General features: G+C 65.8%; 14 protein-coding genes. 10 read left to right on the top strand and 4 right to left on the bottom strand.

Features of this window, described 5'->3' with window-relative positions:
- Positions 1-166: 166 nt before the first annotated feature.
- Both EB836_RS01875 and EB836_RS01870 read left to right on the top strand, forming a co-directional pair.
- Entirely contained in the window at positions 167-1222 is a 1056-nt protein-coding gene (locus EB836_RS01875) for a YeeE/YedE family protein (protein WP_135537401.1), read from the top strand.
- Entirely contained in the window at positions 1219-1443 is a 225-nt protein-coding gene (locus EB836_RS01870; RefSeq protein WP_135537400.1) for a sulfurtransferase TusA family protein, read from the top strand. Before EB836_RS01875 ends, EB836_RS01870 begins: the two co-directional genes overlap by 4 nt.
- Before the next feature lie 33 nt (positions 1444-1476).
- Here the strand turns inward: EB836_RS01870 and EB836_RS01865 are convergent, their stop codons facing one another.
- Positions 1477-2247, bottom strand: coding sequence for a class II glutamine amidotransferase (locus tag EB836_RS01865; protein ID WP_135537399.1), 771 nt, complete (start codon positions 2245-2247; stop codon positions 1477-1479).
- Between the two features lie 74 nt (positions 2248-2321).
- Here EB836_RS01865 and EB836_RS01860 point away from each other — a divergent pair, with 74 nt between their 5' ends.
- Positions 2322-2855, top strand: a complete 534-nt coding sequence (locus tag EB836_RS01860; protein ID WP_135537398.1) for an O-acetyl-ADP-ribose deacetylase — start codon at positions 2322-2324, stop codon at positions 2853-2855.
- A 63-nt stretch (positions 2856-2918) separates the two neighbouring features.
- On the opposite strand, the gene EB836_RS01855 is transcribed toward EB836_RS01860, so the two are convergent.
- Together EB836_RS01855 and EB836_RS01850 are read right to left on the bottom strand one after the other, a co-directional pair.
- Positions 2919-3170 (bottom strand): hypothetical protein, encoded by a 252-nt coding sequence (locus EB836_RS01855; protein WP_135537397.1) that lies wholly within the window; start codon positions 3168-3170, stop codon positions 2919-2921.
- Positions 3171-3583: 413 nt separating this feature from the next.
- On the bottom strand, positions 3584-4342 hold the full coding sequence (locus EB836_RS01850) for a glucose 1-dehydrogenase (protein WP_135537396.1): 759 nt from the start codon (positions 4340-4342) through the stop codon (positions 3584-3586).
- Between the two features lie 201 nt (positions 4343-4543).
- Here EB836_RS01850 and EB836_RS01845 point away from each other — a divergent pair, with 201 nt between their 5' ends.
- Genes EB836_RS01845 through EB836_RS01835 form a run of 3 tightly spaced genes read left to right on the top strand, consistent with a single transcriptional unit; the run spans position 4544 to position 5763 of the window.
- On the top strand, positions 4544-5107 hold the full coding sequence (locus EB836_RS01845) for a dihydrofolate reductase family protein (protein WP_135537395.1): 564 nt from the start codon (positions 4544-4546) through the stop codon (positions 5105-5107).
- A 9-nt stretch (positions 5108-5116) separates the two neighbouring features.
- Positions 5117-5380, top strand: a complete 264-nt coding sequence (locus tag EB836_RS01840) for a DUF2277 domain-containing protein (protein ID WP_135537394.1) — start codon at positions 5117-5119, stop codon at positions 5378-5380.
- Positions 5377-5763, top strand: a complete 387-nt coding sequence (locus EB836_RS01835; protein WP_135537393.1) for a DUF1304 domain-containing protein — start codon at positions 5377-5379, stop codon at positions 5761-5763. Before EB836_RS01840 ends, EB836_RS01835 begins: the two co-directional genes overlap by 4 nt.
- A 35-nt stretch (positions 5764-5798) precedes the next feature.
- Here the strand turns inward: EB836_RS01835 and EB836_RS01830 are convergent, their stop codons facing one another.
- Positions 5799-6569, bottom strand: coding sequence for an IclR family transcriptional regulator (locus tag EB836_RS01830; protein ID WP_135537392.1), 771 nt, complete (start codon positions 6567-6569; stop codon positions 5799-5801).
- A 150-nt stretch (positions 6570-6719) separates the two neighbouring features.
- Here EB836_RS01830 and mdlC point away from each other — a divergent pair, with 150 nt between their 5' ends.
- From mdlC to EB836_RS01810, 4 genes are read left to right on the top strand one after another with little or no spacing between them, the layout of a single operon-like run.
- The gene (mdlC, locus tag EB836_RS01825) at positions 6720-8333 is read left to right on the top strand and encodes a benzoylformate decarboxylase (protein WP_135537391.1); all 1614 of its coding nucleotides are present in this window, start codon (positions 6720-6722) and stop codon (positions 8331-8333) included.
- A gap of 10 nt (positions 8334-8343) precedes the next feature.
- The gene (locus EB836_RS01820; RefSeq protein ID WP_135537390.1) at positions 8344-9801 is read left to right on the top strand and encodes a benzaldehyde dehydrogenase; all 1458 of its coding nucleotides are present in this window, start codon (positions 8344-8346) and stop codon (positions 9799-9801) included.
- Between the two features lie 30 nt (positions 9802-9831).
- Positions 9832-11112, top strand: a complete 1281-nt coding sequence (locus EB836_RS01815) for an aromatic acid/H+ symport family MFS transporter (RefSeq protein ID WP_135537389.1) — start codon at positions 9832-9834, stop codon at positions 11110-11112.
- A gap of 28 nt (positions 11113-11140) precedes the next feature.
- Positions 11141-12295, top strand: a complete 1155-nt coding sequence (locus EB836_RS01810) for a PrpF domain-containing protein (protein WP_135537388.1) — start codon at positions 11141-11143, stop codon at positions 12293-12295.
- Positions 12296-12299: the final 4 nt, after the last annotated feature.

Raw genomic sequence — 12299 nt, 5'->3', positions numbered from 1 at the left:
CTACTCGAAGTATCTTGATGTCAAGATACTTTTGCGGTGACGTGAGTCACGGGCGCTGAGCGCGGCGGCATTTTCGGTCGACTCGGTTGACTCACTCATGATTGTTGAGCAAAATGGGCCACTGTTGTGTTCGCCCGCGATCCTGCCGTGCAGAGAAAGCAGCCTAATGATCATCACCGGACTCATCGTCGGCCTTGTCCTCGGATTCGTCTTCCAGCGTGGCCGATTCTGTGTGACGGGTGCCTTCCGTGATCTCACCCTGACGGGGAACACGCGCTGGTTCTCCGCCCTGATCGTGCTCATCGCCGTCCACTCCATCGGACTCTTCCTGCTCAACAGCTTCGGCGTCATCGCCCTCGAGGCGGAACCGTTCCCGTGGCTGGCCTCGATTGTCGGAGGGTTGATCTTCGGGTTCTCCATGGTCTTTGCCGGAGGCTGCGCGACCGGAACCTACTACCGTGCCGGGGAGGGTCTCGTCGGCAGCTGGTTCGCCCTCATCTTCTACGCCCTCTTCTCCGCCGTCATGAAACTCGGCCCGGCCGCCGGCTTCACCGACGGCATCCGCGCCATTACCTTGGACAACGGCAGCCTGCAGGCGAGCACGGGCCTCAGTCCCTGGGTCTTCGTCGTCATCGTCTCGGCCATCGCGATCTGGCTGACCGTCTACCACTCCCGCAAACTCAAGACCCCGATGGCCAGCCTGCCGCCGCGCAAGACGGGACTGGCGCACCTGCTCACCGAGAAGCGCTGGAACCCGTTCGCCACCGCCGTGGTCATCGGCGTCATCGCCACGATCGCCTGGCCGCTGTCGGCGGCGACGGGACGCAATTCCGGACTGGGCATCACCACCCCTTCGGCGCATCTCGTCGGCTTCCTCACCACGGGAGACACCGGCCTCATCGACTGGGGCGTCATGCTCGTCATCGGGATCCTCGTCGGGTCGTTCATCGCGGCCAAGGCCTCCGGGGAGTTCCGCCTCCGCGTGCCCGATCAGGCCACGATCCTCAAATCGATCGTCGGCGGCATCGGCATGGGCGTCGGCGCGGCCATCGCCGGCGGCTGCACCGTCGGCAACTCCATGGTCTCGACCGCACAGTTCGAGTATCAGGGCTGGGTGTCGATGGTCTTCATGATCGCCGGCGCCGGAATCGCCGCCAAAGCCACCATCAAACCGAAGAAGTCGCAGGCCAGTGTGCCCGCGGCGGAAAGCAGGAGCGTATGAAGCAGGTACTCGAAACCGACGGTCAGGTCTGCCCCTTCCCGCTCGTCGAAGCCAAAGAGGCCATGACAGGCCTCAACGACGGCGACGAACTCGTCATCAACTTCGACTGCACCCAGGCCACCGAGGCGATCCCGCAGTGGGCGGCGGAGAACGGCTACCCCGTCACCCACTTCGACCGGGTCACCGACGCCAGCTGGACCATCACCGTCCAGAAGGCCTGAACCCCGGACGGGTTGAATCCAGGCACGCCCTGACTACAGCTCCACGATCGTCTCCGCGCCATCGGCGACGGTCAGTCGGGTGATCGTGTTCTGCTCGATGAGACTCCAGCCTCGATGTTCTAGTCCCGAGGAGGACACGATCATTGCGTTGTCGGGCAGCCTCTGCCAGCTCATCCGGTAGTAGTGATCGTGATGATCCGGCGGCAGCGGCCCCTGCAGATAGGGCACCTGGGTGCCTGCCGTCGCGTGGGCGACGATCATCTCCTCGACCGTGAGGAAGAGCAGATTGATCCCGGGGTGATCGAAGTCGGCCCGCAGCATCCGCACCGTTGCGACCACGGCCTCGAGCAGCGGTTCGCCCTGACGCAGCCGCCGGAGGACGAGGGCGAAGATGATCGCCGAATCCGTTGTTCCGCCGATCTCGTCGATCTCGCCGAGGCTCACGTATTCGCGCAGCCGCTCGATGGGATGCACCGAACCATTGTGCGCCATCGCGATCCCATCGGCCAGGAACGGGTGCGTGTTCTCCTCGAGGTCGGTCAGCCCCGTCGTCGCCATCCGCAGATGGCAGATCCGACCCTCGCTCGCGTCCCCGTCCAAGGCTCGGGTCAACCGCGGATCATCGGCACCCTCGGTGGGCGTGCGGAACCGTGCGACCGCCTCGGCGCCGATGTTGATCCATGCCGTGCCCCACCCGTCATCGTGGAGGGTGCCCATCGACTGCCACTGCCGGCACTCATCGACACCGACGAGATCCGCGGCCGTGGTCGGGGTGGGAGAGATGAATCCGAGCAGCCTGCACATGAACCCTCCTTCACGGTGTCTCCAGGCTACGCCGACCGGTGGGCAACGTCAGTGCCGATGTCTAGACTCGAGGCATGAAGATCACGGTTCTCGAAGGCGATATCACCGAGGTGGCCGTCGACGCGATCGTCAACGCCGCGAACTCGAGTCTGCTCGGAGGCGGCGGGGTCGACGGAGCCATCCACCGCGCGGCTGGGCCTGCTCTGCTCGAAGCCTGCCGCGAAATCAGGCAGACCACACATATGCGCGGGCTCCCGCCGGGTCAGGCTGTGGCCACGAGCGCCGGTGACCTTCCGGCCCGCTGGGTCATCCACACGGTCGGGCCGAATCGGCACGCCGGTGAGGCCGATCCGGAAATCCTCGAGTCGTGCTTCGAGTCGAGTCTCAACCTCGCCGAGGAACTCGGTGCGACCTCGATCGCGTTCCCGGCCATCGGCGGCGGTGTCTATGGCTGGTCCGCCCGCGACGTCGCCGAGGCGGCTCACAGCGTCATCGTCGACGGGCGGTCCCGCGGCCGCTGGGAATCGATCGCCGAGGTCCAGTTCGTCCTCTTCAGCGACCAGATGACGAGCGTGTTCTGCCAGGTATTCGACCACGATCAGTGGTGAGGACGGAAAGACCGCTCACCCGTCCGCCCGCGAGGAGCGCGAGCGGCTCGATTCGGCCGCTGCTCACGCCGCCGAATGACGCATCCAGTGCACGATCGCCAGCGCCGCCGCGGTGATTGCGCAGCCGGCGGCAAGGAGCAGCGGGATCCCGGAGATGATGGCCTCGACGACGAGTTCGGGACCGGTCTGGAGGATCGGGCCGATGATTTTGACGAAGAGGAATCCGAGGACTCCGATGAGCAGGAAGAGTCCCGCTCGCCTGCCGAGGACCACGTGCAGGGGTTTCGGGTGCTGGTAGATCTGGTTTGTGCTCATGGTCGATCACCTTCGGTATCGTCCACGGTCCAAAGTCTTTGGGCTGTGCCTGCGACGCTACGCTGGAAAACAGTGTGAGTTCTGGGCGATTTAAGAGCGTTCGGTGGGAACGAGGTCGGCGCCTCGCGAACTAGCTGCAGAAGGCGCGAGGAACTTGCAGTCGCAGATCGACCTCGACGAATTCGCCGAGCTGCTCGAGGACTCAACCCGAGCGAATGACGCAGTGAGGGAGATCGTGGGGGAGACAGGGCGGACGCCATGACCATGTCACCTCCCACGTCCTCGCTGCGTTGTCCACGACCGCAATTGTGAGTTTCGCTCGCGGTCCCGAGTGCTCAACGAACCGTGCATGTTCAAAAGATTGAACATCGGCAAACGTTGAACACCCGGTCAGGAGATCACCGCATTGAACCTCACACCGCGGTATAGCCGCCGTCGATGAGATAGTAGGCACCGGTGACGAACGAGGCGTCGTCGGAGAGCAGGAAGCTCACGACCTTCGCGACCTCCTCGGCGGTGCCCAGGCGTCCGAGCGGGTGCTTGGCCTTGAGGCCCTCGAGGGTTTCGGCGTCGAGGCTGTTCTCCAGCAGGGGAGTCGTGATGTAGCCGGGACCGACCGCGTTGATGCGCAGTCCCTCGGCACCGTATTCTGCGGCGGCGTTCTTCGTGATGCCGACGACGCCGTGCTTGGCTGCGGTATAGGCGCCGTTGTTGATCGCCGCGACCGTTCCGTGGACCGAGGCCATATTGACGATCGCCGAGTCCTTCGCTCCGGCCTTGAGCATCGCCGGGATCTGGTGCCGCATGCCGTAGAGCACGCCGTTGAGGTTGATGTCGATGACCTTGTCCCAGGAGTCCAGGTCGGTCTCGCCTGCTGGCGCCTGCTTGCCGCCGATGCCGGCATTATTCACCGCATAGTTGAGTCCGCCGTAGGTGTCGACGGCGAACTGCACGACCTTCTCCGAGTCTTCCTTCGCGCTCGTGTCCTGCTTGATCGCCGAGGCGGTCCCGCCGGTTTCGGTGATCTCATCGGCAACGCGCTGCGCGGCATCGAGATCGATGTCCGTGATGACGACCTTCGCACCCTTGGAAGCGAGATCCTTCGAGATCGCTTCTCCGAGACCCGATCCGCCGCCGGTGACGAGTGCGACCTTGTTCGTGAAATCTGCCATGGTGGTGACCTACTTTCTCGAAAATCTGTGGAGCCATGCTGGTGTGGCCCTCACCAGGAACAACGAAGAACGGACGGAGAGCATTCCGTTGCCTGCGGGACTGATCGGTCACACGAGGCATTGATTGAGCTCCACAGCAGTGGTTCACTGGTTGCATTCCGCAATCAGATGTCGGCGATCGCCGATGCTCGAGGGGGAGCGATGGGAAAAGTGGCATGGGGTTTCACCTGTTCGATCGACGGGTTCATCGCCGGGCACGGGCATGACATGTCCTGGCTCTCGGCATCGGAACCGAACTCCGAGGGCACCACCGAAAGCATGGCTTCGAAGGTCGCCGTCATCATCTCCGGGCGCCGAGGCTACGACGCGGCCAAGGCGCAGGCCGACGAACGCGACGAGATGACATCCGAGGCCTACGGCGGTGCGTGGTCGGGAACGGAGTTCATCCTCACTCACCGTCCCGAGGAATTGGCCGCAGACGCCTCGGTGACGGCGATGAACTGCACCATCACCGAGGCGGTCGAGAGGGCCCAGCAGATCGCCGGGGACCGCGATATCCAGATCATCAGCGCCGACATCGCTCGGCAGGCGCTCGAGATCGACCTCATCGACGAGCTTCAGGTCTACGTCGCTCCGGTCTTCCTCGGCGACGGAACCCGGATCTTCGACGTTCCCGGCGGTCGGCGTGTGGATTGGGAGCTCGTCGAGATCGACGAGTCCAACCGACGCAGCTTCGGACGCGCCTATCGACCCAGGAGAGCGTAGTCTTCGACCATGTGCAGGAACATCAGGACACTCCATAACTTCGAGCCCGCCGCCACCTCCGACGAAGTCCATGCTGCGGCGCTGCAGTATGTGCGCAAGATCGCCGGGACGACAAAGCCTTCCCTGGCCAATGCCAAGGCTTTCGACTCCGCCGTCGCCGAGATCGCCCACTCCACCCAGCACCTCCTCGACGCGCTCGTGACGAACGCGCCGCCGAAGGATCGGGAGGTCGAGGCCGAGAAGCGCCGAGCCAGATTTGAGGCCCGCGGATGATCATCGCCGGCCTCGTCCTCGCGGGCCTCGCCGCCGCCCTGCACGTCTTCATCTTCTACATGGAATCCATCGCCTGGACGAGTGCGCGTGCCCGTGCGACCTTCGGCACCACCGAGGCCGAAGCCGAGGCGACGAAATCCCTCGCCTTCAACCAAGGCTTCTACAACCTCTTCCTCGCGCTTGCCGTGATCATCGGCATCATCGTCGTCGCGGCCGGATCGTCCCCGATCGGCCTCACCCTCGTCTTCGTCGGAGCCGGATCGATGCTCGCTGCGGCGTTCGTGCTCGCCGTGTCGAGCCCCGAACAGCTCGGGGCAGCGCTCAAGCAGGGAACACTGCCCCTCCTCGGCGTGGTCTGCCTGATCGTCGCACTGCTCGTCTGAATCCTGGGGCGAGTGGTCAGCCGAGGTGACGGACCTCAGCCGACGAAGCGATCATCGGCGGCAAGGTCCTGAGTGATCCTCGCCGAGGCGGTCCTCAGTGCCTGCATGATCGCGGGCACCCCCTTGCGGTGCTCGGAGTCGATGACGACGCCGAGCCCGGCGATCGCCACCCCGCCGGCGTCGAAGACCGGAACCGTGATGCCGGTCGTGCCGTCATCGATATGCCCGGAGAGTTCGGCGAAGTGATGGGCGCGGATGGAGGAGAACATCCGCCGCAGAGTCGCTGGATCCGTCGTCGTCTTCTCCGTGATCGCCGCCAGCGGTCCGCGCAGATAGGTCTCACGCACGTGCTTGGGTGCATAGGCCAGCAGGACGAGACCGCACGAGGAAGCGTGCGCCGGCAGGCGGCCGGCCGTCTTCGACCGGTGGATGACCGCGTTCGGTGCAGACATCCGCTCGATGATGAGCACCTCCCGCTCACGCAGGATCCCCAGCTGGGTGTTCTCCCCGACGAACTCCTGCACGGCCATCATGTGCGGCCGCGCCACCGAGGCGAGCCCGACGGCGTCCGAGGCTCGGTTCGACAGCTCCCACATCCCCACGCCGATCCGGATTCGCCCGACTGGGTCGCGCTGGAGCAGATCATGGCGCATCATGTCGTTGATGAGCCGATACGCCGTCGACTTCGGCAGATCGGCGCGCTCGGCGATCTCCTCACTGCTCAGGCTCTGATGGTCGGGATCGAATGACGCGAGCACGCGGACGAGGCGATCGATCATCGAGTCGCCGGAACGAGAATTCGCCATACCCTGATTCTAGCGGTTCTCAGCGATGGTTCTCAATGAATGGGACCATTGTGGTCTCTCGTGTCGCCGATCACTACTCTGACGAGAGGTGCAACACAGTCCTCAGCTGACTGTGCCCGCAACCCCACCACCTCAAGGAGCATCACGTCGATGACGACAGTCACGGTTCGCCAGGCAGTCCACGAACTCATGGCCTTTCATGGGATGACCACGATGTTCGGCAATCCGGGCTCCAATGAGCTGCCCTTTCTCAAAGATCTGCCCGCTCGCTATATCCTCGGCCTCCACGAAGCCACCGTCGTGGCCATGGCCGACGGTCACTCGCTCATCACGAACCGCCCCACACTCGTCAACCTCCATGCCGCCTCCGGCACCGGCAACGGTCTCGGGGCGCTGACGAACTCGGTGATCTCGAAGTCGAAGCTCGTCATCACCGCAGGCCAACAGGTCCGCGACATGATCGGCCCCGAAGTGATGCTCGCCAATGTGCAGGCACCGAAACTCGCCGAACCTCTCGTCCATCAGTCGCTCGAACCCTTAAGTGCGCAGGACGTGCCCCGTGCCTTCTCCCAATCCGTCTTCGCCGCCGAAGAAGGCCCCGTCTACCTCTCTGTGCCCTACGACGACTGGGATGCCGAGGTGCCTGCCGAACGGATCCGCCAACTCTCCCGCAGCATCACCTCCGCTCGCACCGTCGACCCCGCAGCGGTCACCGAGCTCGCGGACAAGCTGCGCGGAGCCGAGGCACCGGCCCTCGTGCTCGGCCCCGACGTCGACGACGAGACCGTCTGGGACACGACGGTCGCCCTTGCCGAGACGCTCGAGCTGCCCGTCTGGGCAGCCCCGTCACTTGCGCGTCTGCCGTTTCCCAACCAGCACCCGAACTTCCGCGGCGTCCTGCCCGCCGGAATCGCGCCGATCGGCGAGATCCTCGGCGCGCACGACTTGGCACTGGTCATCGGGGCACCGGTCTTCCGCTACCACCAGTGGCAGTCGGGCCAGTATCTGCCGGCGACCACCGAACTCATCCAGATCGGCGAGGATACCGCAGCCGCCGCTCGTGCACCCTTCGGCGATGCCCTCATCGCTGATCCCGTCGACACCATTCTCGCCCTCGCGAAAGCCCTCGACATCGCTCCAGCGGGCACCGGACCGGCCGGCATGGCACCGGAACGGGTCATGCCCGATCCGGCCACCTCGGCGACCGATGGGGTCCTCCACCCCGAGGAGGTGTTCGCGGGCATGCGCGAAACGATGCCGGATGACACCCGCTACGTCGTCGAATCGACCTCGACGAACGCGGCCTTCTGGACCCAGATGGACCTCACCGGCCCCGGATCCTACTTCTTCCCCGCCTCCGGCGGACTTGGGTGGGGGCTGCCGGCCTCGATGGGCATCACCCTGGCCGATGCCGACCGACCCGTCGTCGCGATCATCGGCGACGGCTCCGCCCATTACTCGATCTCCGCCCTGCGCACCGCCGTCGACGAGAGCATCGGCGTCATCATCGTCCTGCTGCGCAACGGCACCTACGGGGCACTCGACTGGTTCGCCGACATGCTCGGCGTCGACAAGGCGCCCGGTCTCGACCTCGGCGAAGTCGACTTCGTGTCCATCGCCAGCGGGTACCAGATGCACGCCGCCCACGCCGGAACCACCGCCGAACTCGCTGACCTGCTCCACGATGCGCAGGACCGGGCGGCCCGCGGACAGGCGAGCCTCATCGAAGTGAACACCGAAAAGACCCGCCCCGAGAAGAAGTAGAGGACACATCATGGCTGATTTCCTGGGAACCGACTGGCACGAGAAGATCTTCACCGGCACCTGGACCGCCGGATCCGGCGAGACCTACGACGTCATCGAACCGGCGACGGGAGAGACTCTGGGCCGCCTCGGGGCCGCCAGCGCCGACGACGTCAACGCCGCCGCCACCCGCGCCGCGGCCGCGCAGAGGCAATGGGCGCGAACAACACCGGCCGACCGCGCGGCCGTGCTCCGCCGGGCCGGTGCCCTGTGGGCCGAACACGCAGACGAACTCTCTTCCTGGATCGTCCGCGAAGCCGGCTCCATCCCGGCCAAGGCCGCCCTCGAAATCGCCTCCGCCGAAGCGATCTGCTTCGAGTCCGCGGCCCTGCCCAGCCACCCCAAGGGCCAGGTCCTGACCTCGAACGAACCCCGCTGGTCGTTTGCCCGCCGGGTGCCGGCCGGAGTCGTCTCCGTCATCGCCCCGTTCAACTTCCCGCTCATCCTCGGCATGCGCTCGGTCGCGCCGGCACTGGCCCTCGGCAACGCGGTGCTGCTCAAACCCGACCCCCGCACCGCGGTGTGCGCAGGCGTATCGATCGCGAAGGTCTTCGCCGAGGCGGGACTGCCCGAAGGACTGCTCCAGGTCCTGCCCGGCGGACTCGACGCCGGCGAAGCCGTCGTCGCCGCCCCCGAGGTCTCGGTCATCTCCTTCACCGGGTCGACCGGGGCCGGACGCAAGGTCGGCGAAGCCGCCGGTCGCCTCCTCAAGCGCTGCCACCTCGAACTCGGAGGCAACAACGCGCTCGTCGTCCTGCCCGGCGCCGATGTCGGTCCGGCCACCTCGGCGGGGGCCTTCGGATCATGGATGCACCAGGGCCAGATCTGCATGACCACCGGCCGCCACCTCGTCCACGAATCGATCTTCGACGAATACGTCGAGGGCCTGGCCGAACGGGCCCGGAATCTGCCGGTCGGCAATCCCGCCACCGAAGACGTCGCGATCGGACCGATCATCGACGAGAAGCAGCGCACCCACGTCCGCGACATCATCGACAAGGCCACCGCCGACGGTGCCCGTCTCGTCGCCGGGGGAGTCGGCGAGGGCGCCTTCGTCCCACCCACGGTGCTCACTGACCTCAGCCCGTCGAACCCGGCGTGGACGACCGAGATCTTCGGCCCCGTAGCCCCCGTGGCCCGGTTCTCCACCCTCGAAGAAGCCGCGGAGATGGTCAACGCCAGCGAATACGGCCTGTCCTTGGGCATCCTCGGTGATGTGGGGTCGGCCATGGAGCTGGCCGACCTCGTCGATACCGGAAAGGTCCACATCAACGAACAGACCGTCTCCGATGAGGCCAACGTCCCCTTCGGCGGGATGAAGGACTCCGGCAACGGTTCGCGCTTCGGCGGTGCCGACGCCAATATCGAGGCCTTCACCGAAACCCAATGGGTGACGATGCGTTCGACCATCGCGCCCTACCCGTTCTGATTCGCCACACCACCTGATTCGGAGACTCCGATGTCCTCATCCGCCCCGTCCGCAACCATGCCTGCCGTCACCCCGGCTGGTCGGTGGCCCGCCGTCCTCTGCTGGCTCGCCGTCGCCCTCGAAGGCTTCGACCTCGTCGTGCTCGGCGCAGTCATCCCCGAGCTCCTCGCCACCCAGGCGCTCGGCTTCACCCCCGAGGCGGCCACCGTCGTGGCTACGCTCAGCCTCGTCGGCGTCGGACTCGGTGCCGTCTCCGTCGGTCCCGTCGTCGACCGGATCGGCCGACGCTGGGCGATCATCGCCTGCGTCATCGGTTTCAGTGTCTTCACCCTCTTCGTCGCCTTCGCCCCGAACGTCGCCCTGTTCACGACGTTCCGGTTCATCGCCGGTCTCTTCCTCGGCGCCGTGATGCCCAGCGCCCTGGCCTACATCAGCGAATACAACAGGTCCGGAAAGACGGGCAAGGCCACGACCCTGACGATGACCGGCTACCATGCCGGCGCCGTTGCGATCTCCCTGCTCGCCGTCGCCTACTCCCACAACTGGCATCTCCTCTTCATCGCCGGCGGTGTCGCGGGCCTGCTCATGGTTCCGCTTCTGTGGTGGAAGCTGCCGGAGTCCGAAGCATTCCTCATCGCGCAGGAGCTCAAACGGAACCCGGCGGCCGCCTCGGCGACGGTGGGAGCGGACGTCGACCCTGCCGGCGGGGTCGATGCGAAGGCGAAGACGGGCATGGCCGGACTCTTCGAGGGCAAACTCGCACTCGTGACCATCGGTGTGTGGGCGGCGAGCTTCATGGGCCTCCTGCTCGTCTACGGCCTCAACACCTGGCTGCCGAAGATCATGGCCGACGCCGGCTACGAGGTCTCGGACTCCCTCGTCATGCTCTTCGTCATGAATATCGGAGCCGTCGTCGGGCTCGTCCTGGCCGGATGGCTGGCCGATAAGCACGGGACGAAGAAGATCGTCCTCATGTGGTTCATCCTCGCCGCGATCTTCCTCGCCGCGCTGTCCGTGCCGATGACCAGCCAGATTCTGCTCAACGTCGCCGTCTTCGTCACCGGCGTCTTCGTCTTCTCCGCCCAGGTCCTCGTGTACGCTTTCGTCTCAGCGATCTACCCGGCCCAGGCCCGCGGCACCGCGCTCGGCATGGCCTCGGGAATCGGCCGCCTCGGTGCCATCGTCGGACCGTTCATCACCGGTGCCCTCGTCACCGCCGGCATCGCCTACCCCTGGGGCTTCTACCTCTTCGCCGTCGTCGCGGTGCTCGGGTTCGCGGCCATGGCCATCGTGCCGAAGTCGGTGAAGTGATGTCCGGGGTGTTGGCTACTCTGGGGGTATGACCCGCTGGATCGATGCCGCTTTCGTGCGCGGCGGCACAAGCAAAGGCCTGTTCTTCCGTGAGGACGCTCTGCCGCCGTTGGGCCCCGGGGGTGACACCTCGGAGCGGGACGCGATCTTCACTGCCGCCTTGGGATCACCGGACTCGTTCGGCCGGCAGCTCGATGGGATGGGCGGAGGCCTCTCCTCGCTGTCGAAGGTGATGGTCGTGTCCGCCTCGACCCGTGCCGGGGTCGACCTCGACTACATCTTCGGGCAGGTCGCAGTCACCGAGGCGGTCGTCGACTATTCCGGCAACTGCGGAAACCTCTCCTCCGGGGTCGTGCCCTTCGCCCTGTCGTCCGGGCTGGTCTCTGCCGACGACGGGTGGCATGTCTTTCGCCTATTCAACACGAACACCGAGAAGTTCGTCGATGTCGGCCTCGACGTCGTCGACGGGCAGGCTGCGGTCGAGGGCGATCTGATGCTGCCCGGTGTCAGCGGCACGGGCGCGACGATCGAACTCACCTACCCCGACCCTGCGGGCAGTCGGACCGGTGCACTGTTGCCGACCGGAGTCGCACGCGAAGAATTCGAGGTGGGCGGATGTCGGTTCGAGGCTACGCTTGTCGATGCGACCCTGCCGCTCGTGGTCGTGCCGTCCTCGTTGGTGATGCTGCGTGGCACCGAATCACCCGGAGCTATCGACGCAAACGCGCCGTCATTGCGCCTCATCGACGAGCTGCGGCGCAAAGCCGCCGTGCGCATGGGGCTGTGCGAGACTCCGGAGACGGCGCCGGAGGTCGTGCCGAAGGTCGCGATCGTCAGCAATCCGCAGGCGACGACACTCCTCGACGGCACCGGACTTGCGGCTGCCGACGTCGACATCCTGGTCCGCGTCATCTCGATGGGACAGGCGCACAAGGCCGTCCCGGGAACCGCGGCGATGTGCCTGGCCGCGGCCGCACTTCTGCCCGAACGTGATTCGTTCGTCCGCGGAATCATCGAACGCAACAATCCCGAATGGACCGGCCCAGAGGTGCGACTGGGCACACCATCGGGAGTAGTGACCGCCTCGGCGGTGTGGGACGACGACGCGCAGACGGTGACGGCGACCTCCCTGTTCCGCACCGCACGGGTGCTCATGGTCGGGAAGGTCGCCGTCAGCGACTGAGGGG

Origin of the sequence: Brevibacterium sp. S111, assembly GCF_004745075.1 — a bacterium.
GTDB lineage: Bacteria > Actinomycetota > Actinomycetes > Actinomycetales > Brevibacteriaceae > Brevibacterium.
This window is presented reverse-complemented; position numbering and strand designations above follow the sequence as displayed.

Coding starts and splice junctions, on each gene's coding strand:
- EB836_RS01875 (WP_135537401.1), top strand. CDS start 167: ATGATCATCACCGGACTCATCGTCGGCCTTGTCCTCGGATTCGTCTTC.
- EB836_RS01870 (WP_135537400.1), top strand. CDS start 1,219: ATGAAGCAGGTACTCGAAACCGACGGTCAGGTCTGCCCCTTCCCGCTC.
- EB836_RS01865 (WP_135537399.1), bottom strand. CDS start 2,247: ATGTGCAGGCTGCTCGGATTCATCTCTCCCACCCCGACCACGGCCGCG.
- EB836_RS01860 (WP_135537398.1), top strand. CDS start 2,322: ATGAAGATCACGGTTCTCGAAGGCGATATCACCGAGGTGGCCGTCGAC.
- EB836_RS01855 (WP_135537397.1), bottom strand. CDS start 3,170: ATGAGCACAAACCAGATCTACCAGCACCCGAAACCCCTGCACGTGGTC.
- EB836_RS01850 (WP_135537396.1), bottom strand. CDS start 4,342: ATGGCAGATTTCACGAACAAGGTCGCACTCGTCACCGGCGGCGGATCG.
- EB836_RS01845 (WP_135537395.1), top strand. CDS start 4,544: ATGGGAAAAGTGGCATGGGGTTTCACCTGTTCGATCGACGGGTTCATC.
- EB836_RS01840 (WP_135537394.1), top strand. CDS start 5,117: ATGTGCAGGAACATCAGGACACTCCATAACTTCGAGCCCGCCGCCACC.
- EB836_RS01835 (WP_135537393.1), top strand. CDS start 5,377: ATGATCATCGCCGGCCTCGTCCTCGCGGGCCTCGCCGCCGCCCTGCAC.
- EB836_RS01830 (WP_135537392.1), bottom strand. CDS start 6,569: ATGGCGAATTCTCGTTCCGGCGACTCGATGATCGATCGCCTCGTCCGC.
- mdlC (WP_135537391.1), top strand. CDS start 6,720: ATGACGACAGTCACGGTTCGCCAGGCAGTCCACGAACTCATGGCCTTT.
- EB836_RS01820 (WP_135537390.1), top strand. CDS start 8,344: ATGGCTGATTTCCTGGGAACCGACTGGCACGAGAAGATCTTCACCGGC.
- EB836_RS01815 (WP_135537389.1), top strand. CDS start 9,832: ATGTCCTCATCCGCCCCGTCCGCAACCATGCCTGCCGTCACCCCGGCT.
- EB836_RS01810 (WP_135537388.1), top strand. CDS start 11,141: ATGACCCGCTGGATCGATGCCGCTTTCGTGCGCGGCGGCACAAGCAAA.